The sequence below is a fragment of the Brevundimonas sp. genome, from assembly GCF_965227765.1.
Lineage (GTDB): Bacteria > Pseudomonadota > Alphaproteobacteria > Caulobacterales > Caulobacteraceae > Brevundimonas.
In genome coordinates this window covers 2263559-2286514 of record NZ_OZ245778.1, presented here as the reverse complement: position 1 = coordinate 2286514, position 22956 = coordinate 2263559, and the positions used below count along the sequence as shown (strand labels likewise).

Annotated in this window: 16 protein-coding genes; 13 read left to right on the top strand and 3 right to left on the bottom strand. The window is 65.1% G+C overall.

Annotated elements, in window-relative coordinates:
* Positions 1 to 75 precede the first annotated feature (75 nt).
* The 4 genes from ACO05L_RS11050 to ACO05L_RS11035 are packed head-to-tail and all read left to right on the top strand — an operon-like array spanning position 76 to position 4626.
* Complete coding sequence (locus ACO05L_RS11050) at positions 76 to 915, top strand: molecular chaperone (protein ID WP_421729225.1); 840 nt, start codon at positions 76 to 78, stop codon at positions 913 to 915.
* Between the two features lie 47 nt (positions 916 to 962).
* Positions 963 to 3638: a hypothetical protein gene (locus ACO05L_RS11045; protein WP_421729224.1), complete on the top strand. Its 2676-nt coding sequence runs from the start codon at positions 963 to 965 to the stop codon at positions 3636 to 3638.
* Entirely contained in the window at positions 3635 to 4162 is a 528-nt protein-coding gene (locus ACO05L_RS11040) for a hypothetical protein (RefSeq protein WP_421729223.1), read from the top strand. Before ACO05L_RS11045 ends, ACO05L_RS11040 begins: the two co-directional genes overlap by 4 nt.
* Complete coding sequence (locus tag ACO05L_RS11035; RefSeq protein ID WP_421729222.1) at positions 4159 to 4626, top strand: hypothetical protein; 468 nt, start codon at positions 4159 to 4161, stop codon at positions 4624 to 4626. The genes ACO05L_RS11040 and ACO05L_RS11035 overlap by 4 nt, the downstream gene beginning before the upstream one ends.
* Before the next feature lie 135 nt (positions 4627 to 4761).
* On the opposite strand, the gene ACO05L_RS11030 is transcribed toward ACO05L_RS11035, so the two are convergent.
* Positions 4762 to 8793: a PAS domain S-box protein gene (locus ACO05L_RS11030; RefSeq protein ID WP_421729221.1), complete on the bottom strand. Its 4032-nt coding sequence runs from the start codon at positions 8791 to 8793 to the stop codon at positions 4762 to 4764.
* A gap of 325 nt (positions 8794 to 9118) precedes the next feature.
* Positions 9119 to 11299 (bottom strand): CocE/NonD family hydrolase, encoded by a 2181-nt coding sequence (locus ACO05L_RS11025; protein ID WP_421729220.1) that lies wholly within the window; start codon positions 11297 to 11299, stop codon positions 9119 to 9121.
* Positions 11300 to 11724: 425 nt separating this feature from the next.
* On the opposite strand from ACO05L_RS11025, the gene ACO05L_RS11020 reads away from it, so the two are divergent.
* Positions 11725 to 14697 carry a TonB-dependent receptor domain-containing protein gene (locus tag ACO05L_RS11020; RefSeq protein ID WP_421729219.1) on the top strand — a complete coding sequence of 991 codons (2973 nt, stop codon included), beginning with the start codon at positions 11725 to 11727 and terminating at the stop codon, positions 14695 to 14697.
* 245 nt (positions 14698 to 14942) lie between these two features.
* Here ACO05L_RS11020 and ACO05L_RS11015 read toward each other — a convergent pair whose 3' ends face one another.
* On the bottom strand, positions 14943 to 15716 hold the full coding sequence (locus ACO05L_RS11015) for an AraC family transcriptional regulator (RefSeq protein WP_421729218.1): 774 nt from the start codon (positions 15714 to 15716) through the stop codon (positions 14943 to 14945).
* A gap of 225 nt (positions 15717 to 15941) precedes the next feature.
* On the opposite strand from ACO05L_RS11015, the gene ACO05L_RS11010 reads away from it, so the two are divergent.
* The 8 genes from ACO05L_RS11010 (at position 15942) to ACO05L_RS10975 (ending at position 22937) form a co-directional block, all read left to right on the top strand.
* Positions 15942 to 16886 (top strand): alpha/beta hydrolase, encoded by a 945-nt coding sequence (locus ACO05L_RS11010; protein ID WP_421729217.1) that lies wholly within the window; start codon positions 15942 to 15944, stop codon positions 16884 to 16886.
* A 5-nt stretch (positions 16887 to 16891) separates the two neighbouring features.
* On the top strand, positions 16892 to 18139 hold the full coding sequence (locus ACO05L_RS11005) for a CaiB/BaiF CoA transferase family protein (RefSeq protein ID WP_421729216.1): 1248 nt from the start codon (positions 16892 to 16894) through the stop codon (positions 18137 to 18139).
* 1 nt (position 18140) lies between these two features.
* Positions 18141 to 18923, top strand: a complete 783-nt coding sequence (locus ACO05L_RS11000) for an enoyl-CoA hydratase/isomerase family protein (protein WP_421729215.1) — start codon at positions 18141 to 18143, stop codon at positions 18921 to 18923.
* Between the two features lie 93 nt (positions 18924 to 19016).
* Entirely contained in the window at positions 19017 to 20300 is a 1284-nt protein-coding gene (locus ACO05L_RS10995) for a hydroxymethylglutaryl-CoA reductase, degradative (protein WP_421729214.1), read from the top strand.
* Between the two features lie 156 nt (positions 20301 to 20456).
* The gene (locus ACO05L_RS10990) at positions 20457 to 21431 is read left to right on the top strand and encodes an alpha/beta hydrolase fold domain-containing protein (RefSeq protein ID WP_421729213.1); all 975 of its coding nucleotides are present in this window, start codon (positions 20457 to 20459) and stop codon (positions 21429 to 21431) included.
* A 282-nt stretch (positions 21432 to 21713) separates the two neighbouring features.
* A complete protein-coding gene (locus ACO05L_RS10985) occupies positions 21714 to 22199 on the top strand; it encodes a GreA/GreB family elongation factor (protein ID WP_421729212.1) in 486 nt (161 codons plus the stop codon).
* Positions 22183 to 22776, top strand: a complete 594-nt coding sequence (locus ACO05L_RS10980; protein WP_421729211.1) for a hypothetical protein — start codon at positions 22183 to 22185, stop codon at positions 22774 to 22776. Before ACO05L_RS10985 ends, ACO05L_RS10980 begins: the two co-directional genes overlap by 17 nt.
* A complete protein-coding gene (locus tag ACO05L_RS10975) occupies positions 22773 to 22937 on the top strand; it encodes a hypothetical protein (RefSeq protein ID WP_421729210.1) in 165 nt (54 codons plus the stop codon). The genes ACO05L_RS10980 and ACO05L_RS10975 overlap by 4 nt, the downstream gene beginning before the upstream one ends.
* The last annotated feature ends 19 nt before the right edge of the window (positions 22938 to 22956 follow it).

Sequence of the window (22956 nt, the reverse complement as noted above, 5' to 3'; positions counted from 1 at the left end):
TGCCACGCCCGGAGACCACTTTCGGTTAACCCCGGGAGGCTAGCCTCCCCGGCGTCGCCACCGATGAGACCCGAGATGTTCAAAGCCACCCTCGCCGTCGCCGTCTTGACCAGCCTTCTCGCCGCTCCGGCGCTGGCCCAGGTCGGTGCAGATCTGAACATCTCGCCGCGCCGCGTGACCTTCGACGACAGCGAGCGCGCTGCGACCGTCTATGTCTTCAACCAGGGCGACGAGCCGGCGACCTACACGGTCGAGCTGGTGGATCGCATTATGCAGCCTGACGGCCAGATCGTCGCCTTGGTCGACGCAACGGACGCGCCGCATTCGGCCTCGGCCCAGCCCTTTATCCAGTACACCCCCCGCCGCGTGGTGCTGGAGCCGAAACAGAGCCAGGTCATCCGCGTCCGGGTGCGTCCGCCCGCAGTCGGTGCGCCGGCCGAGTATCGCACCCACCTGACCGTCACCGCCCTGCCGCCGGAGGACACCGGCTTCACCGCCGCCCAGGCCGCCGAAGCCAATCCCAACGGCTTGGCGCTTCAGGTCACCGCCCTTTTCAGCGTCAGCATTCCCCTGATCGTGCGCGAGGGCGCCGTCGATGCAAGGGCCGCGATTCAGAACGTCTCGCGCCTGCCCGCCTCGGAAGGCGCGCCCAACGGCGCGCTGGCGCTGGACCTTGTCCGGCTCGGCGACAACTCGGTCTATGGCGATGTCGAAGTCCACGCGGGGCAGGGCGCAACGGATCGCGTGGTCGGTCTGGTGAGCGGTGTCGCTGTCTATCCGGAAATCGAACGCCGCACCCTGACCGCTCCCCTGGCCGAAACCGTCGCCGAGGGTGAAGCCCTGCGCATCGTCTATCGCGACGACGACGCCCATGTCGGCGTCGAACTGGCGACGGCGTCTCTCCCGGCGTCATGAGCCATGGCCGACAGGTCGCGATCATGATGGTGGGAACATTGGCTTCGATGTCCGCCGCGCCGACGTTCGCCCAGACTGTGGCGAACGGGGCCATGGTGGCCGGGCCGAGCGCCAACGACGCCTCGACGCCCTTCACCGGCGACGACCTGCTGTTCATGGAGGTCACGGCCGACGGCTATCAGCTGGCCGAGACCATGAATGTTTATGCCTCGCGCCGGGGCGTCTACATCCCGTTGGGGGAGTTCGCCCGCGTGCTGGACTTCGCCGTCGGCGTTTTCCCGGCTCAGCGCCGCGCCGAGGGCTGGATACTGTCGCGCGACAACAGCCTGGTGCTCGACCTGAGCACTGGCCGGGCTCGTGTCGGCGGTGTCGACATCGCCTTCGACCCCGACCAGATCAGCGTCTTCGACGATGACTTTTATGTCCGCACCGATCTGTTGGAGCGTCTGATCCCTGTCCGGCTGACCCCTGACGTCAACGCCCAGACCCTGGTCGTCGTCCCCACCCAGCCTTTGCCGTTCCAGCAGCGTCTGGCGCGCGAACAGCGCCGCGCCGGGGCTGTTTCCGGCAAGCCTACGGACCGCTTCCGCACCCTGCCGAGCCCCTATCTGCTGGCCAGCCCGCCCGCCTTTGATATCAACCTGGGCGGTCAGGTGACGCGCGACGGCGACGACCAGAGCCGCAGCTACGACGTGCGCATGGCCGGCGACCTGCTGTGGGCCGGATTTCAGGGCTACGCCGGCTCCGACGCCGACGGCGAACTGAACAGCGTCCGCGTCCTGCTGGAACGCAAGGATCCGGACGGTCACGCCCTGGGCGCCCTTGGCGCCACCCGGGCCGGAATCGGCGACGTCTTCACGCCGTCGATGTCGATGGGCGCCGGCAGTTTCGGCGGGCGCGGCGCATACTACACTTCCGCCCCGCTGGAATCGTTGGATCTGGCGACCCCGCTGAACCTGCGCGGCGAGCTGCCGCTGGGTGAGGAGGTCGAACTCTACGTCAACGAGGTGCTGCAGACGAACCAATCGTCGCCCGTCGCGGGACGCTACGAGTTCCTCGATGTGCCCCTGACCTTCGGCCTGAACACCATTCGGCTGGTCTTCTACGGGTCGCAGGGTCAGACGCGCGAGCAGGTTCGCCGTATCAATTTCGGCACGGGTCAGGTCGAGGCCGGCCGCTTCATCGTCCGGTTGGGCGCTGTGCAGCAGAACACCCCGGTGTTCCAGGTGGGCAAGATCGTTTCCGATCGCTCGACCGGGGAGGGCCGGTTCGCCGCCCTGTTCGACTATGGCGTCAGCCCGACTCTTACGCTGAGTGGCGGCGTCGCCCGTTATGCCCCGTTCGGTATGGATGCCCGCAGTGTCGGCCTGCTGGGCCTGCGCGGTTCGTTCGGCGGCATGGCCGGTCAACTGGATGTGGGGGCGGACGAGGGCGGCGGCGCTGGGGTCACCTTTGGTCTGGCCGGTCGTCCCTTCGGTGTCTCGGTGATCGGCCGGCATGCCGAGTATTCGGGCGGCTTCGTCGATGAGACGCGACTGTTCGGGGTTTCGGCTGACGCCTCGCTTGTGCGCAGCAGCGACCTGCGCGCCGATGCTGCGGTGCGGCTGGGCGCGCGCATGATCCTGCCTCTGTCATTCGACATGCGTCGCCAGGAGCGGACCAACGGCAGCGGCCAGTTCACTGCGGACGTGCGCACCTCCCTGCCGGTGAACCGCTATTATCTCTCGACCAGCCTGTCGTACCAAAACGACTGGACCGCGATGGTGCGTCAGGAGCAGCTGATCGGCGTCGCCGATGTCGCCACCTTGGTCGCCGCACGCGCGCAGTTCCGTGGCGGCGTCTCGTATCGCATCATGCCGGATGCGGAGCTCCAGACCGCCTACGCGACCCTGGATTATCAGGTCACCACGCGAAACGCCGTCCGCATCGGCGTTCAGCGGAGCCTGGGCATACAGCCAACGACAACCATCCAAGGCTCCAGCCTCTACGCCGCCGACCGCTTCGACGCGTCGTTGAATGCGGCCTACGAGACAGAACGTGGCGAATGGCAGATCGGCTTCCAGCTGGGCTTCGGCTTTGGCTACGACCCCACACGTGGCCGCTACGAAATTCATCGGCCCGGCCTGGCGACCGGCGGCTCTGTCGCCATCGACGCCTTCATCGACGCCAACGGCGACGGCGTCAGGCAGGCCGATGAACAGGGCGTTCCCAATGTCGCCCTAGACACCCCCGGCGGCTCCATCGTCACCAACGCCGAAGGCCTGGCCATAGCCGGCGGCCTCGGTGACGGCGGCCCGGCCCGAATGCGCGTCAACCTCGAGAACCTGGATGACCCCTTTCTCGTGGGCGGCGACAGCGTGACCTTCGTCCCCCGTCCGGGTCGGACCGTCGCCGTAATCTATCCCTTGCAACTGACCAGCGAGGTCGAGCTGACCACGAGACTCCGCCGCGACGGCGCCGAGGACCGCGCCCTGGCTGCGGTTAATCTTCAACTCGTCCCCACGCAGGGCGGCGATGCGCTCGTAGGACGAACCGACCATGCCGGCGTCATCGTGTTGGAGGGTGTGCGTCCCGGACGCTACGAAATCCGGCTTGATCCAGGCCAGGCCGCTGATCTGGGCCTGTCGATCGAGGGCGCGCCGGTGCTCGATGTTCCGGCTGAGGGCGGCTATGTCCGCGCCGACGATGTCTTCATCGCGGTCAGGCAGAGGGAGCCGGCATGATCCGCCACCTTCTGGCCATTGCCGCCTTCATGCTGGGCCTGACCTGGGCCGGATCGGCCGCGGCCCAACTGACGGTTCAGCGCAGCCCGACGGCGATCAACCCGGCCTTGGGCCAGGTCATTCGCGGCACGTCGGCGACCACCTTCTCCATCGCCACCGACGGCACGGTGACGCGAACCTCCGGCAATGCGATCCGGCTGAGCTCGGCCCCGGTTACGCCGATCACCATCACCGTCATCTGCCAGCTCGACATCCTCTGCAACCTTCGCCAAGTCCGGGTGACGGTGACGATCACCGGCTCCTCCGGCGTCGCTGACATCAGCAACCTTCGGATCAGCTCGCCCTACGGTCTGCTCTACTATATCGCCCCGGCCAGCTCTGGCTCGACGATCACCTTCGACGCCTATCCCCTGGGGCTGAATCTGGGAGCGACGTTCAAGTTGGGCATGGATGTGCTGGTGCCGGCCTCGGGACCGACGGGCTACGGCACTTACAGCTACACGGTCACAGCGGTGCTGTTGTGAGAGCCCTGTTCCTCGCCATATTCGCGCTGTCCTTCCATTGTCTCGACGTCCAGGCCCAGACGCGCCAGACCGGGTCCTCGATCCGCATCGAACGCTCGGTGGGTGTAACGACCATGGCGCGCATGGCCTTCGCCGCCGACGATGGCAAACCGCCGCGCCCCGGCGAAGCCAGCGTGTCGGAAGCCCGCGGCACGACCTCCAGCGCCCCAGCGGTGATCCAGGTCACCGGCGACCCGGGGCGCACCTATCGGATCAACCTGCCGACCTCGCTCAGCGCACCAATGACCAATGCGACCATCAGCCAGTTCCGCGTCTGGAGCCAGAATTCTGGCGACATCTCGGATACCCTGTCATCGCACATGGACCGTGCAGGCCGGGACACTTTGCGGGTCACAGGCGTCCTGTCGACGGTGACGTTCGAGGACGTCACCGCCGCCATGCCGATCACGGTCAACTACGAGTAACCGCAGACGCTTTATCGCCAGGGTCGGGAAGGTCTGACGTTCGGCTAAGGTCCGATGTCTGTAATTTGCGCAGACGGACGCGCGAGCGTCGGGACGGCTGCTCTTGGCCTGTTAGACATCCGGAAGCTGCGCCGCTTAGCCTTCGATCATGTCGTGGACTTTGGCGGCTAGGTCACCCATGACGAAGGGCTTGGTCAGGACCTCCATGCCGGGGGCCAACAGACCGTTGCCCACGGCCGCGTTCTCCGCATAGCCGGTGATGAAGAGGACCTTCAGATCCGGACGGCTGACCCGCGCGGCGTCCGCAACCTGACGCCCGTTCATCCCGCCGGGCAAGCCCACGTCTGAGACAAGAAGGTCAATGCGGCGGTTGGAGCGCAGAAGTTCCAGACCCGAGGGACCGTCCGGCGCCTCGATCACCGTATAGCCGGCGTCGCCCAAGACCTCGGCCACGAGCATCCGCACCGTCTCCTCATCGTCGATGACCAGCACGGTCTCCCCGTGACCGCCCTCGGCGACCGGCGTTGCGCCCACATCTTCGTCGCCGTCCACATCACCTTGATGCCGCGGCAAATACAGGCACATGGTCGTGCCCTTGCCGATCTCGGAATAGATACGCACCTGTCCGCCCGACTGGCGCACGAAGCCGTGGATCATGGATAGGCCCAGACCCGTCCCCTGGCCCAGCGGCTTGGTGGTGAAGAAGGGGTCGAAGGCCTGGGCCTGGACTTCCGGCGGCATGCCGGCGCCGGTGTCGGTGACGCACAGTGAGACATATTGGCCGGGCGGCAGGTCGCGGACCTTGGACGCCCGGTCGTCCAGCCACTTGTTCGAGGTCTCGATGGTCAGCCGCCCGCCCGCAGGGGCCATGGCGTCTCGCGCATTGATGCACAGGTTCAGCAACGCGTTCTCCAGCTGCGACTGGTCGATTCTGGTCGCCCACAGACCGCCGGCGCCGACCACCTCGACTTCGACGTCCGGCCCGACGCTGCGGCGGATCAAATCCTCCATGCCGTTGATCAGGCGGTTCACGTCGGTCGGCTTGGGGTCCAGCGTCTGTCGGCGCGAGAAGGCCAAAAGCCGCTGGGTCAGGGCGGCGGCGCGCTGGGCGGAGCCTTGCGCCGCATCGATGTAACGCTCCGTGCCATTGAGGCGGCCTTCGCTGAGGCGTTTGGCAAGCAGTTCCAAAGAGCCGGAGATCCCGGCCAGAAGATTGTTGAAATCGTGGGCGATGCCTCCGGTCAGTTGGCCGACCGCCTCCATCTTCTGGGACTGGCGCAGGGCGTCCTGGGCCGCCGCCAGGCGCTCGGACTGGGCCCGTTCCTCAGTCACGTCGCGGCCCACGCCATACAGCCGCTCGCCCCCCGGTTCCGGCGACAGGGTCCAGACGAAGGTCCGCCATTCACCGCTCGCGGTCAGCAGGCGATCTTCCAGCAGCGCCGGCTGGTCATTGGTCTGCAGGTCGGCCAGCAAATCGCCGATCGACTCGACCTCATCGGGATGCAGGATCTCGGCATAGGGCCGGCTCAGCAGGGTCTCTTCATCCCATCCCAGCACACGCGTCCAGGACGGGTTGATCCGCTCCAGCCGGCCATCATAGCTGACGACGGTCAGCAGGTCGGGGCTGAGCTCCCACAATCTGTCGCGTTCTGCCTGGCTGCCGGTCAGCAGCCCGGACAGGATTTCGTTGACGCGCTCCAACTCCTCGCCCTGCTGTCGGATGTCGTCGATATCGCTGTTGGCCCCGACCCAGCCGGTCAAGGTCCCTGTCTCGTCATGGACCGGCTCGGAGCCGACGACAAACCAGCGCCAGGCGCCGTCGGCGCGGCGAATGCGGAACTCGGTACGATAGACTTCGCCAGACTTCAGCGCCCTAGACCATGCGGCAGCGGCGCCCGGCAGGTCGTCAGGATGAACGATCCTGGCCCAGCCTGCAGGGCCGTGCAGGTCGCCTTCGGACAGGCCCGTGTAGGCATAGACCTGATTGTTGAACCAATAGAGTTCGCCATCTGGGCGGCTAGCCCAGACCTGATTGGGCACGGCTTCGGCGAAGGCGCGGAATTGCGCTTCGCTTTCACGAAGGGAGCGTTCGGTGCGATGTCGGACGGTCAGATCTTTGAACAGGACCGCGACCTGTTTGCGGCTCGGGGGTTCGACCCGGAAGGCGGACAGCTCCAGCCAGCGGCCGGTCGATGCGAATTCCTTCTCGAAGCGGAGGGGGCGGCCAGTCTCCAGGACGTTTCTATATAGCTCGACCCATTCCTGAGCCTCATCGGGGGCGATGTCGCGGATGCGGCGACCCACTACTCCGGCCAGTCCGGCCTGTTCCGCCGCCGCCGGATTCGCCTCGACATGGATATAATCGTCCAGAGAGCCTGACGGACCATCGACGAATTCCATGACGCAGAAGCCCTCGTCGATGGTGTCGAACAGGGTGCGATATCGGGCCTCGCTGTCTTCCAGGCCGGCGGTTGCACGGGCGCGTTCGCTGGCGGTGCGAACGCGTTCCGCCACTTCGCGCACAAGGGCGATATCTTCGTCGGACCAGGCACGCGGCGTGGCGTTGTTGACGAACAGCAGGGCCACGACCTTGCCCCGCTCCATCAACGGCATGTTGATCAGGGACGTCGCCCGAATGCCGGCCAGAGCCTCGCCCCCGTCGCCGACACGTGGATCGTGGGCCGCATCGGCCAGGATTACCGTCTCGCCGCGCGACAGGTCGTCGATATACGAGCCGAAATCCCGAAAATGGATGACGCCGGCGATGCTCTGGATGCCGGGCGCATTGTAGTCCCTGGCGATGGTTACGGTCTCGGCGACCGTATCCATGACCCCGTATCCGACACGGCTGACATCCAGCGCCTCGGCCAGGATTTTCGAGGAGGCATGGGCGATCTCGTTGGGATCGATCAGGTCGCGGATCGCGTCGTTGAGGTCCAACAGGGCCTGCTGACGCCTCTCGTGCTGCTTCCGTTCAGTGATGTTGGTGAACAGGATCGCGACGCGGTGGGACGCCGGATCGCCGATGCGCAAGGCTTCGACGTCGTACCAGCGGCCGAAGACATCGGCGGGGTTCTCGAAACGGATGGTCTCGCCGGTCAGAGCGACCTTGCCGTAGAGATCGAACCAGTGCTGCTCCAGGCCGGGCGCGATCTCCGACACCCATTTTCCATTGGCGCCTTTTAGGCCGGTCATATCCTCGAACGCCGGATTTCCCTCGACGATCATGTAGTCGATTGGCCGCATCTCGGCGTCGAATTTCATCTCTACGATGCAGAAGCCGGTGGAAATGGAGTTGAACAGGGCGTCGTAGCGGCTCTCGGTTTCCGCCAGGACGGCATCCGCCTGGCGCCGCTCGGTGACGTCGAAGGTCACGCCGGGGAAACGCAGCATTCCGTCCGCGTCCGTCACGATACGACCCTCGGCAGAGACCCAGCGGACTTCGCCATTGGCCTGGATCAGCCGGTATTCCGATCGGAACGGGGCATGGGTCTCAAGAGTGCGATGAATCTCGCGACCGACGCGTTCGGCGTCCTCGGGGTGCATGGCCTGGAAGAACTCCGACAGGGGAGCGCCCTCGCGAGCCACGGCCGGAGCCACCCCGTAGATTTCCGCGAACCTTTCGTCGGCCACGACCCGGTCGGCGGCTATATCGAAGTCCCAAGTGCCGACGCCACGCCCTGCGGACAGGGCCAGTTGCAGCCGCTCGTTGGTGGCGCTCCGCAGGCGGTCAGATTCGACGCGGGCCGTGGTCTCGACGACCGTGGCGATAACGCCGGCGGGTTGTCCGCTCTCATCGAGAACGGGCCAGTAGTCCAGGTCCATCCAGACCTGCTCGGGCTGACCTGTGCGGTGGAGGGTCAGTTCCTGATCCTTGTAGGCCAGCGTCCCCCCCGCCAGGCCGACCTTCATGACACGGTCGTTGAAGTCCGCGACCTCGGGCCAGCCCTCGCGGACGTTGGACCCCAACAACTGAGGATGACGCCCGCCTGCGAAGACCGAATAGGCGTCATTGTAGATCATGACGCCCTGCTCGCCCCACAACAGGACGATGGGAACGGGGGCGGCGATCAGCAGGGAGACCGTCGTGCGCAGGCTCTGTGGCCATTGGTCAATCCCTCCCAGAGGCGTGGAGGACCAGTCGTGACGCCGTACGCGGTCGGCCATCTCTCCCGAGCCGCCCGGGAAGGCGTGCGCGAGATCGTATTTCGAAGTCGCTTCAGACAGTGGTCGTCCCCCCAGGCCGTCATTTCGGATCGCCGCGAATGTCGCAAACGCGGCAGAGCTTGAAAGGGTCCACGTCCAAGCACCTGTGCAGACTTGGGCGCCACAAGGCCGGCGGCAGGATCAGTCCGGTCGCAAATACGCCGGTCGCCATCCTCTGATCTCCTGGGGATTGAGCGGGGAGGGGCGCCGCGTGCGCGCGACCTCGCCCAGGATCAAGCTCGCGGGCGGCCGATCCCACGACCGACGCGGTGTCGCCGGCGTCACGTCACGGCTGCTGCACGATCGGCAGGGAGATGAAGCTGGCCTCTGGACCGGAGACGGTCACCTTCTGCGTCGCGGCGACATAGTCTGCAGGTTGGGCGAAGAAGATGTTCGGGACGAAGGTCTGCGGATTGCGGTCGTAGAGCGGGAACCAGCTGGACTGAATCTGCACCATGATCCGGTGTCCGACGCGGAAGACGTGGCTCGCGTTCGGGAGCGCGAATTCGTACCGCAGCGGCGCATCCGCCTGCAGGGGGCGACCCTCGCTCAGCGTTTCGCGATAGCGACCGCGAAAGATGTCCATGGCGATCGGCAACTGATAGCCGCTCATGGCCGGTTCCTGTGGGGTTTCGTCGGGATAGACGTCGATCAGCTTGACGATCCAGTCGCTGTCCGTGCCGCTGGTGGAGGCCGTCAGATGCGCCACGGGCCGCCCCGCGATCATGACCGGGGCGGTGAGGACCTCGGACGTGAAGGTCAGCACGTCGGGCCGGCTTGAGGCGTTGCGCTGGTCACTGGTCAACCACGACGACCACCGCTCATCGCCCGAGCGGATCGGCCGCGTCAGGAAGGTCACCGGACGGGCCGGGTCAGAGACGTAGTCGACCGTCGTCGCCGCGCCGGGCGCGGCTCCGAACCCCAGACCCAGGCCGGGCCTCAGATAGAGTTTGGCCGAAACCGTGGCTTCGGTTGGCCAGGCATCTGCGCGATGCCAGGTGTTGTCGCCGGATCGGAAGGCCGTCACCGGCGCGACGTCCATCGGGTGCTCCTTGAGGTAGCGGGCGAGGAAGGGGGCGAGCACGTCGCGGCGCCATGCCCGAGCCGTGTCCTCGCCGAACTGGATGTCGCCCAGATGGCTGCCGTTCTCGCGTGACTGGCCATGGGACCAGGGGCCGATACTCAGGAAGACTTTGTCGTTGCCGGAATCCTTTGGCTCAAGCGCGCGATAGACCGCCAGCGCGCCGTAGATGTCTTCCGAATCCCACAGGGAGGAGACGATCATCATTGGGACCGTCAGCGGCCGTTCGCTCAGGGTCAGGTCAACCGCCTGGGAGCGCCAGTAATCGTCATAGGCCGGATGGCGGGTGATCTCGCGCCAGAAACGACCGGACTCCATCCCGTGGCGACGGCCCAGTTCGCCGGCCGAGCCCGCGCGCATGAAGATGTCATAGAGGTCCGACTGGCCCCAGGGCAGTTCGCCGCTGTTGTCGCGTTCCTCGCCACCGAAGATGGCGGGCATCAGCATCTGGCGGAACGCGCCGTTGTGCATCCAATCGTCGCCACGCCAGCCGTCGACCATGGGGTCCATGGGTATGGCGACCTTCAGCGCGGGGTGCGGATCGATCGTGGCCATCAGGGTCTCGAAGCCATCGTAGGATATGCCGATGGCGCCGACCCGTCCGTTCGATTCCGGCAGGTTCTTGACCAGCCAGTCGATGGTGTCCCAGGCGTCGGTGGATTCATCCGTGTCGCTGGCGTTCAGGGGTGTGCCGCGCAGCGGCCGGGTGACTACGAAGTCGCCGCCAGAGCCGAACTTGCCCCGGATGTCTTGAACGACCCGGATATAGCCGCCGTCCAGGATGACGTCGGTGACGTGGTCGAACCTATCCAGGACTGCGGCAACGGCAGGGTGATCTTCGCCCGCCATCCAGTCGGCGCTGTAGGGGGTTCTGGTCAACAGGATGGGCGCGCCGGACGCCCCCTTAGGGATGACGATGACCGTGTGCAGGGTGACGCCGTCGCGCATCGGGATTTCGACCACTCGGCGCACGTAATCGGCGTCTGGCTGGGTCGTGGCGGCCCGGACAGCGGCCGGTTGCTGCGTCTGCGCAGCTAGTGCGACTGCCGGCAGGGCGAAGACGGCCAGGGCGAAAATGGCCAGGACGCCGTCAATCCGGGCGTGTCGAATCATGCGCCGTACTCGGTTCGGGCGGTTGCAGCGGGCGGCCAGTGATCGGCCCGAGCCAGGGCGATTTCCAACTTCGCGGTCAGGTCCACGGCGCGCGCTCCGGCCCGCGCGGTCGAAGGCGCAGTGGCTGATGCTGTTCAAGGCGGGGTCCAGTCGCTGGATTCGGTCGATGGTCGCTTCGACCAGACCACCGGTCGGGATGTCCCCTTCACGGATCAGCGCGGCCTGGGCATGACCATCCAGTTTGGCGATGATCCAGGCGTCGGCTTCGGTCATTGCAATATGCTCCCCACTAAGGCGAAGCCTAACATTCGCTGGGTGATGGCGTGACGTGAATACGGGTCACGAGCGCGCCGGATTGGGCCAGGGTTGAGATCCAAGCGAACCAGCATCGACTGTCGAGGCTCTCTGGCTGCGTCATTTAATCACGGCGGGCGGTCATGGCCCGAACGGCGGCCTAAGTGACCCCCTTGCCCGGCGAACCATCCCATAAGCTCCAATACGGTTTTGGCTCAGACGGCGGATGATCGACGCGATTGATTGGACGCCTGCGGTTTCCATGCGACCAAAGGTCGAATGACCAAGGTCGCTCACATGAGGGGTGGCAAATGAAACTTTCGAAAACTGCACGATTGCTCGGGGCGTGCTCTGTAACGGCGCTCGGTTTGTGTACGGCGCCCGCTGGTTTGCTGGCGTTTACGTTGATTGCGGCTCCCGCTGCCGCTCAGGACTACACTTCCGGCGCCTTTTCGGGCGACGTGAGGGACACGTCGGGCGCGTCCGTCGGCGGGGCGACGGTGACCATCACCTCCAACCAGCAGGGCTTCACCCGCACCTCGACCACGTCGGGCGGCGGGGCGTTCCGCTTCCCCGGCCTGGCGCCGGGCGATTACAGTGTCGCCGTCTCATCCAGTGCGGGTGACACGACGGAAACAGTCCGGGTCGCGGCTTCCAGTACGACCAACTACACGCTGGTCGTCGGATCTGCCGATGTGGTGGGCGAGGTGGTTGTCACCGGGTCGCGTCGCAATCTGGACTTCTCGACCGCCACGACGGGGGTGACCGTCAACGTCGGCCAGTTGATGGCCAAGGTGCCCGTCGCTCGCAATCTCAACTCCATCACCCTGCTGGCGCCGAACGCGGTTCCGGGTGACGACACCTTCGGCAACAGCGCCTCTCTGGGCGGCTCGTCGGTGGCCGAGAACGCCTATTACGTGAACGGGCTGAACATCACCAACTTCGACAACTATCTAGGGTCAGCGCCCGTACCGTTCGATTTCTACGAGTCGATCGAGGTCAAGACCGGCGGCTATCCTGCCGAGTTCGGCCGCGCCACGGGCGGCGTCATCAACGCGGTGACCAAGTCAGGCACGAACACCTTCACCGCCGGCATCCACCTGAATTGGGACCCGGACAGTCTGTCCCAGAACGCACCGAACACCTATCAGGAGCGCAACAGCCTGGATGAGCGTGAGGCCTTCAGCGCGGTGTTCGAGGCGGGCGGACCGATCATCCATGACCGACTGTTCGCCTACGGTCTGGTCGAGTTCCGCGACAACAAGGCGACGGACGTCGGACTGCTCTCGGGTATCCGCACGACCGACAGGGACAAGGATCCGATCTGGGGCTTCAAACTGGATGCCTACCCGCTGGACAACCACCATTTCGAGTTGACCTATTTCGACACCGAGACCCAGCGCGAGCGCGTCGACTATCGCTTCGACAATGCGACCGACACGCTCGGCGCCCTGGCCGGTCGAACGCTCTTCAATAGCGGCGGCGTCAGCTACATCGGCAAGTACACCGGAAATCTGACGGACTGGCTGACGCTCTCGGCGGCTTACGGCGTGTCCGAGGATCAGTTCGAGGTTCTGCCTCAGGAAAGCCGGAACCTGGTCCGGGACGCGAACTATGTCGCGATCAGCGACGAACAGGGCGGTGAGATCAGCAGCCCCTACGATACGCGCCGCGAGTTCGTCCGGGCCGACGTCGACATCTACTTCGACCTGTTCGGTTCGCATCATGTCCGAGCCGGATTCGACCGGGAGGAGAACGAGCTCTTCAAAGTCAGCTATCCGACGGGGCCGGACAATGTCGGCGCCGGTCTGCCCCAGGTGACCACGCCGGGCGGCGTCCAGTACCAGCAGTATATCTGCGGCGTGGATACGCCTCAGTGCGACACTGGGGGGCTGGTGGTGGGAGACGCCTACTTCGGCGTCAGCTTCTATAATGTGGGCGGCACATTCGTCGGCGAGAACACGGCCTATTACATCCAGGACGAATGGAAGGTGACGCCGCAACTGACGGTGAACCTCGGCGTGCGCCTTGATCAATTCGTCAGCAAGACCGCCGATGGCTCCACCTGGCTCGACTTCGATGACCTGTGGGCGCCCCGCCTGGGCTTCGCCTATGACGTCTTGAACGACGGCCGCACGAAGGTGTTCGGCAACTACGGTCGCTACTTCCTGCCCATCGCCGCCGTCACCTCGTTCAACGCCTTTGGGTCGGCGATTTCATTCGCCGAATACTGGAAGACCGACGGCACGTTCGGCGACGGGATGGTTCCCAATCTGACGGACCAGATCGTCGACTTCACCGGCGGGGACACCTGTCCCTTCCCGATCTTCGGCGTCGATGGCCGCAACTGCTCGGTGATCGCGGCGGGCAACGTCCCGGGCGGCGATTCCTTCGTGTCCACCAATCTCGAGGCCAGCGAGGAAGAAGAGTTCATCCTGGGCGTCTCGCATCGTCTGGGCGACCTGTGGACCCTTGGCCTGACCTACACCCACCGCAACCTGCTGCAGAACGTCGAGGACTCTGCAATCGACGACGCGGTGAACGCCTATTGTGTCGCCGAGGGCATCGCCGGCTGCGGCGACATCTGGGGCGGCTTCGGCCAGTATGTTCTGGTCAATCCAGGCGAGGATGTGACGGTCACGCTGAACTCGCCGATCAACGGCGAGTCCACTCTGCGGACGGTGACCTTCAGCGGTGAGAGCCTGGGATATCCGAAAGCCAAGCGTAAGTACGACGCCGTGGAGTTCACATTCGAGCGGGCCCTGGACCGGGGATTGGCTTTCCAGGGCTCCTACACCTGGTCCGACAGCCGCGGTAATACCGAAGGCTTCGTTCAGTCGGACTATGCCCAGACCAACGCCGGGACGGTTATCGACTTCGATCAGCCGGGCTTTACCGAGGGCGCCTACGGCAACCTTCCGAACCACCGCGAGCACCAGTTCAAGCTGTGGGGCTCCTATCAGGTAACAGACGCCTTTTCCGTCGGCGCCAATGCGGTCCTGGCCTCGCCGCGCGAGTTCAGCTGCCTTGGCAACTATCCCGACGTGAACCGGCCTGAGTTCTTCTACGGACACTACTCACGCTACTGCCTTGGTCGGCTTCAGCCCCGTGGCACCGGCCTGGACGGAGCAGGGCTGGAAAGCGACTGGTACAAGAACGTCGATCTGTCGTTGCGCTACAATCTGTCGCTGCCCGGCGGGTTTGGTACGACGCTGCGGGCCGACATCTTCAACGTCTTCAACTTCGACAGCATCACCGACCGTGACGAGTACGGCGAGAACGACTTCAACAGCGACGCGATCCGCCCAGAATACGGAATGCCGATTGGCTATCAGCGGGCCCGGTACGTCCGCATCGGGATGGACATCACCTTCTGATGCCGACCAGGAAGGGCGGCGCTGCATGAAGCCGCCCTTCCTGACGCGGCCTGATCCTCGGACCAGGCCGGCCTATACCATCTCCGACCAGGCGGTTTGGGCGAACACAGATTGACTGCTGAACCGCACGCCGGGTCGCCATTTCGAACGATGGCGATCCGGCGTTTTGCTTTTTTCTTGGCAAGGCGAGATCTCAACGCGGACTTGTCTCAGGCCGCTCGGATCAAGGCTCCGGCTGGAGGCTTTCAGCCTGGCCGGCAGTAGGTGCTGGGATTTGCGCCGAAGGTGCGGTGGAACATGGCGGTGAATGCGCTGGGGTTCTCGTATCCGACGTCGAACGAGACCTTCGCGATCGACTCGCCTGCGGCAATCCGCGACGCCGCCTCCATGACCCTCACCTGTCGGCGCCAGGTGGCCAGACCCATGCCGGTCTGCTCGCTGAAGATGCGGGTAAAGGTCCGGCGCGACATACAGGCCTCGCTGGCCCAGCCGTCGATGTCGCGCGGGTCTGCGGGGTTGGCCATGATGGCGTCGCACACCCGGCGCAACCGCTTGTCCTGAGGCAGGGGCACCGAGACGGGGAGAGAGGGCATCCGTGCGATCTCGCCCAACAGCAGATCGACGATGGCGGCCTCGCGATCCTCCTCACCGGGGCTGGTTTCGAACTCCGTCATCTCGCCGATCAGCGCGCGCAGCAGGGGCGTGGTTTCGAAGACGCGGCAGACGCGAGGCTGGCCGACGAACTTGGGGTCGATGAAAACGAACTGGAACACCAGGTCGCTGCGGATCACCGACTGATGCTTGCACCCCGCCGGTATCCAGATCGCGCGGTTGGGCGGAAGGACGAAACTGGTGTCTTCGACCGTGACCGTCATCACCCCGGATAGCGACAGCGAGAGCTGGCCGCTTTCATGGGAATGCAACGGGTCATGATAGCCCGCACCATAGTGATCTTCCCGCGCCACCATGTGCAGGGCGTCCGCCTGCAAGCTGTCCGTTTCGATGCCCGTGGTCGTCATCAAGAACCCCGATCGCGACTGTGAGCCCCATTCCTGCGACCATCTCTCAAACAGGTCAATCAAACGGCGCTCGATGGCCCGCGACGCAGGGCATATGGCCCATCGCCATCGCCTCGCGCCGACAGTCGCGATGTATCGTCAGCACCATGCTCGGGCAGGCCCGCAGCATGAAAACGGGGACGGCCCTGCGCTTTGAACACCCCCCGCTGAACAGAGAGTCGCAGCTTGAATATCGATCCGGAAATCCAGTTTTTCCTTGATGAGCTTCGTGCCGGCTGGGCCAAGGAGCCGCCTTTCTCCGGCCTGACCTTCCCTGAGCGGCGGGCGGTGGCGGAAAAGGTTCGGGCGCGCTGGAATGCAGGCGGCCCGGTCATGGCTCGGACCTCGGAGCGATACTTCGACCCCGGGGCCGGTGAGCTGCGCGTGCGCGTTCACCGGCCTTCCGGTCTGCCCGAGCCGGCGCCGGCGCTGGTGTATCTGCACGGCGGCGGCTTCACCCTGTTCTCGATCGACTCTCACGACCGGCTGATGCGCGAGTACGCCCAGCAGGGCGGGTTCGCCGTGATCGGCGTGGACTACCCGCTGTCACCCGAGCACAAGTATCCCGTCGCTCTGGACCGGATCGAAGCCTTGATGCTGTGGCTCAAGGAGCATGGCGCGGAACTGGGCGTCGATCCGACGCGGATGGCTCTGGGAGGCGACTCGGCCGGGGCCAATATGTCGTTCGGCATCGTGCAGCGTCTTCACGCTCGCGGGGAGGTCGATCTGGTTCGCGCCATCCTGTCGAACTACGGCGGTTACGACGCCTCAATCTCCGATGCTGCGGAAGCGCACTTCGGCGGCGAAGAATCGGTGATGAGCCGTGCCGAGGCCGAGGAATATTACGGCAATTACCTCAACGGCGACGACGAGGCCGATGACCCGCACGTCTACCCGATCCTGGCCGATCTGACCGGTTTCCCGTCTGTCTTTCTGGTGATCGCCGAATGCGACATCCTGGCCGAACAGGGCGTGGCTATGGATGCCCATCTGCGGAGCCAGGGCGTCGAAACCCGGACGGAAACCTATCCGGGCGCCATTCACAGTTTCCTTGAGGCCATGTCGGTGTCGGAGGTCGCGCGGCGCGCCATCGCGGACGGGGCCGCCTTCATTCGCAGCAAGCTGGACTGACGACAATGGCCCCTGCCAGCGCGCAATCCGACAGCCATTCGTCAGCCGACCGTCGTGGACCCATGTCGGGTGTGATGGTGCTGGATGTCACGCGTGTGGTCGCTGGACCCTACTGCGCTATGATGTTCGCAGATCTCGGCGCGACGGTGATCAAGGTCGAGAACCCGGACGACCCTGACTACACCCGCACCTTTCCGCCGATGGTCGACACAGCCGCCGGCCCGGCCAGCGCCTTCTATGCTCAGTACAATCGCAACAAGCGCGGCGTCACCCTGGACCTGCGCCAGGAGACCGCCCGCGCCGCTTTCCTGAAACTGGTGGCCCGGGCCGACATCCTGGTAGAGAACTTCCGCCCCGGCGTGATGGAGAAGCTGGGCCTGGGCTATGAGGTGCTGAAGCAGGTCAATCCTCGCCTGGTCTATACCGCGATCAGCGGGTTCGGACGCACAGGCCCCAACGCCAGCCGCCCCGGCTATGACAATAGCGGTCAGGCGGCCGGCGGGCTCTGGTCGATGAACGGCTATGCCGACAGGCCGCCCGTTCGCGTGGGCACCATCATCGGCGATCTGGCGGCATCCCTCTATGGCGCGATCGGAACCCTGGCCGCCTTGCGCGAGGCCGAGCTTACGGGCCTGGGTCAGGTGGTCGACATCTCGCAGCAGGATTCGGTGCTGTCGCTGACCGAGAACGCCGTCGTCCGCTACACGGTCGCCAACGAGGTCGCTGGCCCCCTCGGCAACGACCATCCCTTCGTGCGCCCCTACAGCCAGTTCGCCTGCGCCGACGGCTATGTCTTCTTCGGCGGTTATACGGACAAGTTCTGGTCCATCACCTGCGAGATGTTCGGCGAGCCCCAGGTCGCGGCCGATCCCCGTATCGACACCATGGAAAAGCGCTTCGATCCGGCGGTCTATGAGGCCGTGGTCCGGCCGCTTCTGGATCGTTGGTTCGCTGCTCGCACCAAGGCGGAACTGGAGGCGATGGCCGGTGACAGGGTGCCGCTGAGCGCCATCAAGACCATCGACGAGGTGATCGCCGATCCCCACATTGGCGCCCGCGGAATGATCGTGGACGTGCCGATGGGCGAGGTCAGCGTCGCCATGCTGGGGTTGCCGATCAAGCTGTCCAACCTGGGAATCCAGCCCCATGCCGGCGCGCCGACCCTGGGTGAACATAACCAGACGGTGTTCGGAGATATGCTCGGTATGGCCGAGGCTGACATCGCCGCCATGTGCGCGCGAAAGGCGGAATAGGATGGCGATCGAACTGGTCCGTGACGGCGCCGTCGCCATCGTGCGCTTCAATCGACCGCTGAAGCTGAACGCCCTGACCCTGGCCATGTACGATGACCTGGGGCGCGCCTTCGCCGAGATCGGCGCCGACGACCGGATAAACGCCGTCGTCCTGGCAGGGGCGGGGGAGCGCGCCTTCTGTGTCGGGGCCGACCTGACAGAGTCGATCCCGGCGCTGGCGTCAGGCCAGTTCGACATCAGCCATTGGGACCCGGCGCACCTGAAGCCCGCCGGTTTCTACAAGCCCATCATCTCGGCCGTCCGAGGACTTTGCATGGGTGGAGGCTTCGAGATCATGCTGGCCACCGACCTGCGGATCGCGGCGGACGACGCCGTCTTCCAGTTCCCCGAGGTCGACCACGGCTTCGTTCCCGCCGGCGGCACCCTGGTCCGGCTGACACGCCAGATCGCCTATGCCCACGCCATGGAGTTGATGCTCTCGGGGCGGCCTTTCAGCGCGGCGGAGCTTCTGGAGCGCGGCGTCCTGAACCGCATCGTGCCGTCTGGGGATGTTGAGCCGGTCGCCATAGCCCTGGCGGCGGACATCGCCAGCAAGAGCCCGGTGGCGGTCCAGACCATCAAGGAGGCAGTCCTGACCCTCTATGATCTGCCGCTGGAAGCTGCGTTCGCCCAGGAGGCGATCCTCGGACAACGCACCTTCACAAGCGCCCGGGCCCGGTCCGGTCTCGACGGCTTTGCGGCGCGCAGGGCCGAGCCGGCACACCCGTCCGGGGCGCGGGACTGATCCCGTCATTCGCTGCGTCGGTGGTCGATGCCGCAGAAATTTCTGCCCAGCGAAGCGTCGCGGGCGCAATCCTAATCGAAGGCGAACACCCTGATGACCCACCCTGTGGCAAGCCCGACGTCGAGAATCTCCGGATTTCACAAATGGACGCCAGAGGCGCGCATTGAGTGCGTCGCTGCCTTCGCGGGTCTTGGACAGGCCGAGCGCGATCAACTGTCGGCGCCGTCGAACATTGAGGCCCAGTTGGGTGACCACATGATCGAGAACTTCGTCACCACGATCGCGATTCCCGTGGGGATCGCCACCAATGTGCGTGTCGATGGCCGCGATGTCCTGGTGCCGATGGCTACCGAGGAATCCTCGGTGATCGCCGCCGTCGGCAACTCGGCGCGTCAATGCTACGACACCGGCGGCTTCGTCACCTCGATGTCGGGTACGCAGATGATCGCCCAGATCCAGCTGCTGGACATCGCCGATCCGCGTCGCGCCAGGCTGTTGATCCTCGAACGACGCGACGAGATCGAACGGATCTGCAACGCCTGCGATCCGACCCTGGTCAGATTCGGCGGCGGGTTCCGTGATGTCGAGGTTCGTCTGATCGAGACCCCTGCCGGAACCATGGTCGTTACCCATCTGATCGTCGATACGCGCGACGCCATGGGCGCCAATGCGGTGAACACCATGGCCGAGCGCCTGGCGCCCGACCTGGCGCGCTGGACGGGGGGCAGGGCGCTGTTGCGCATTCTGTCTAACCTGGCGGACCGACGAGTGGCGCGGGCGCGGGCGACGTGGTCGTGCGATGCGATCGGGGGTGAGGCGGTCCGCGATGCCATGATCGCCGCCTGGCAGTTCGCCGACAATGATCCCTACCGCGCCGCGACCCACAACAAGGGCATCATGAACGGCGTTTCCGCCGTGGTCCTGGCGACCGGCAATGACACTCGCGCGGTCGAGGCCGGCGCCCACGCCTTTGCCGCGCGGACGGGCCGCTATCGCAGCCTGTCGACCTGGGAGATCACGGCCGAGGGCGACCTGGCGGGGACGCTGGAGATGCCGATGGCAGTTGGACTGGTCGGCGGGGCGGTGAAGATTCATCCGACGGCTCGCGCCCTGCTGTCGATCCTGCGGGTGGAGACCGCCGAGCAACTGGCGCGGATCATAGCGGCGGTGGGCTTGGCCCAGAACTTCGGCGCCATGAAAGCCTTGGCCACCGAGGGTATCCAGAAGGGCCATATGTCCCTGCACGCCCAGAACGTGGCCTTCGCTGCCGGCGCCGTAGGTGAAGAGGTCGATGCGGTCGTTCGCGCCCTCATTGAAAGCAAGTCCTTTAGTGAAGAGGCTGCGAGCGCGGCCCTGGCCAGGCTCAGGTCTCATTAGGCGCGGCATCGCCGGCTGACGCCGGCAGGATTTGGGCCCGGCCCGTTTTGTGGCGCCGGACAGCAGGCCCGATAAATGCAGATTCTCGCCCTAACGCGAGGCTGGCTGGCGATCTGGACTGCTAATCATGGCGCCTCTCGCACCAAGGTAGATGCTTTGACCCGCCTCACGGACATGGACCCCGACATCCGGCGGTTCCTCGACATCATGACGGATGACTGGCGCCGGTTCCCGCCGTTCACAACCCTGTCGCTGGATGAGGGACGCCGGGCGGTCGAAGCGGTCCGTGCACGATGGACCCACGGTGGTCCCGCTATGGCGGAGACCTTCGAGCGGGTGGTCGATACCGGGCACGGGGATATCCGCGTCCGCGTCTATAGAACAGAGGGGGCAGGGCCTGCGGCGCCGGCCATGGTCTATCTTCACGGCGGCGGCTTCATGTTGTTCAGCATCGACACGCATGACCGGCTGATGCGCGAATACGCCGACCGGGGTGGTTTTGTCGTTATCGGCGTGGACTATCCCCTCGCGCCCGAGACGAAGTTTCCGGTAGCTCAGCACCGGATCACCGGCTTGATGCTGTGGCTGGCCCAGAACGGCGCCGAACTGGGTGTCGATCCGCACCGCCTGGCGATGGCCGGAGATTCGGCTGGGGGCAACCTCGCGGTGGCGACCTGCCTGCGGCTGCGGGACATGGACCGCCTGGAAATCGTCAAGGCCATCCTGTCCAACTATGGCGGGTTCACAGGGCGGATTTCGGACGAGTCCGAAGCCACCCATGGCGGCCCTGGCGCCATCCTGAATCGAGAGGAGGCCGAGGGCTTCTGGCGCAATTATCTCAACGGACCGCACGAACTGGACGATCCCTATGCCTGCCCGCTCTACGCCGATCTGACCGGACTGCCGCCGACCCTTCTGATCGTCGCCGAACTGGATCTGGTCGCCGAGGACAGTCTGAAAATCTTTCCTCAGTTCCAGGCCGCAGGCGTCGACGTTCGCTGCGAAATCTACAAGGGCGCGACCCATAGCTTCCTGGAGGCCATGTCCATCTCGGCCCTGGCGTGCGACGCCATCGCCGAAGGCGCCGACTTCATTGGCCGCCAGCTGGCCCTGCACGATCGCGGCAGGTAACCCGCCGTCATTCCTGGCCGCAGTTTTCCAGCCAAGTTGACAGAGGCTGCGCGTCGGGGGCATTATTGTTCCCGTAATGTGGAAATGCGCCATCCCTTCGCGGAATACGCTGCACGCCGGACGCTTCGTCGGAGGCGTCTAGCCCCAAACTCCTTTTGGGCGAAAGCCTAGAGTTTGGGGACTTTTTTCGTTCAAATTTATCCTAGCTGAAATCGGGCTGATTACTCAGATCCCGACGTCCAGCTTGTTCGAAAAACTCAATCGACAACTTCAACCATTGAAATGCGGCTGATCCTCATCAGCCGTTTGCAGCCATGCACGGCTCAAAAGAACGGGATCCGCAGGATGTCCAAAACCACTTTGAAGGCGGCCAGAAAGCCGCGAATTCTCATCACCGCCCAGGATTTGGAAATTCTGGAATCGATGGTCGATCTGTCGCCGTCGCGTAATGCCGCCCTCAACCTGCTGGAGGAGGAGCTGTCGCGCGCGGTGGTGGTGAACCAGGACCTTAAGGCGCGCGCCTTCTGCCGTATCGGCAGCTGGGTGACCTACGAGGACCTGGCGTCGGGTCAGGTCCGCAGTATCCAGATCGTGATGCCCGGCGAGGCCGACATCGACAAGCGGCAGGTCTCGGTTCTGAGCCTGGTCGGCGTGTCCCTCCTGGGCCTGGTGGCGGACGCTGAGTTCACCTGGGCCGACGACAAGGGGCGCCCGCATAGCCTGCGCGTCCTGAGCGTGGGAGACGAGCATCATGCCAAGCTTGAATAGGCTTGATGCGCGCGTCGTCGGGGCCGCGGTCGCTGAGGCTGTCGCTGGCGCCCAGTGGGACCGCGTCGATCTGGAAACGCGTCGGCCCGGTCTCGCGGCGGATGAATTGATGCTGGCCAAGGCCGCCGAGCTGGCGATGTCGCCGCTGGCGCGTGACCAGCTGATGTCGCTCGCCCTGGAACACGCGGCCCAACATTTCCACCCCGACTATCCTGTCATCGACGTCGACTGCGAGCCTGACGCGCGTGAACCCGTCGCCCAGAGGATTTTCGCCCTGGGGCCGCACAAGGCGTCAGAGACCGAAGCCGTCGTGGCCTTGGTCGAGGACCGCCACTCGCGGCGTCTTTGCCAGGACGCCCGGTTCGACCTTCTGGCGGACTGTCTCAGACAGGAGGCCGTGCTTCAGGAGACCTTCTGGGATCACCCCGACATCCCTGCTGACGACGCGGTTCGGCTGACCATGCTCTGCTCCGTGCCGCGACTGCGGGACCGGGCCGAGGTGTTGTCATCTTCGGCGCGCGTCTGGCGCCTGCCGGTTTTCCGGTGGTGCTCAAACCTCAAAGGAGGCGTCCGATGAGGGATCGTCACAACATCGTCGGCAGCGAAGTGGGGCGTCCCCGTCCGCCGGTTTATCTGGGCCGAACCGCCAGGCTGCAGAAAAAGCGGGCTCGGTTCCACTGGGTCTGGATTCTGCTGGCTGTCGCGGTTCTGACGCCGATCATCCTGCTTGCGATCTAGCTGGCCCCCGGCCCCCGGC

What these genes read in the sequence shown, in the direction of transcription:
- ACO05L_RS11050 (WP_421729225.1), top strand. Translation starts at nt 76, where the DNA reads ATGTTCAAAGCCACCCTCGCCGTCGCCGTCTTGACCAGCCTTCTCGCC.
- ACO05L_RS11045 (WP_421729224.1), top strand. Translation starts at nt 963, where the DNA reads ATGTCCGCCGCGCCGACGTTCGCCCAGACTGTGGCGAACGGGGCCATG.
- ACO05L_RS11040 (WP_421729223.1), top strand. Translation starts at nt 3,635, where the DNA reads ATGATCCGCCACCTTCTGGCCATTGCCGCCTTCATGCTGGGCCTGACC.
- ACO05L_RS11030 (WP_421729221.1), bottom strand. Translation starts at nt 8,793, where the DNA reads ATGGCCGACCGCGTACGGCGTCACGACTGGTCCTCCACGCCTCTGGGA.
- ACO05L_RS11025 (WP_421729220.1), bottom strand. Translation starts at nt 11,299, where the DNA reads ATGACCGAAGCCGACGCCTGGATCATCGCCAAACTGGATGGTCATGCC.
- ACO05L_RS11015 (WP_421729218.1), bottom strand. Translation starts at nt 15,716, where the DNA reads ATGACGACCACGGGCATCGAAACGGACAGCTTGCAGGCGGACGCCCTG.
- ACO05L_RS11005 (WP_421729216.1), top strand. Translation starts at nt 16,892, where the DNA reads ATGGCCCCTGCCAGCGCGCAATCCGACAGCCATTCGTCAGCCGACCGT.
- ACO05L_RS11000 (WP_421729215.1), top strand. Translation starts at nt 18,141, where the DNA reads ATGGCGATCGAACTGGTCCGTGACGGCGCCGTCGCCATCGTGCGCTTC.
- ACO05L_RS10995 (WP_421729214.1), top strand. Translation starts at nt 19,017, where the DNA reads ATGACCCACCCTGTGGCAAGCCCGACGTCGAGAATCTCCGGATTTCAC.
- ACO05L_RS10985 (WP_421729212.1), top strand. Translation starts at nt 21,714, where the DNA reads ATGCGGCTGATCCTCATCAGCCGTTTGCAGCCATGCACGGCTCAAAAG.
- ACO05L_RS10980 (WP_421729211.1), top strand. Translation starts at nt 22,183, where the DNA reads ATGCCAAGCTTGAATAGGCTTGATGCGCGCGTCGTCGGGGCCGCGGTC.
- ACO05L_RS10975 (WP_421729210.1), top strand. Translation starts at nt 22,773, where the DNA reads ATGAGGGATCGTCACAACATCGTCGGCAGCGAAGTGGGGCGTCCCCGT.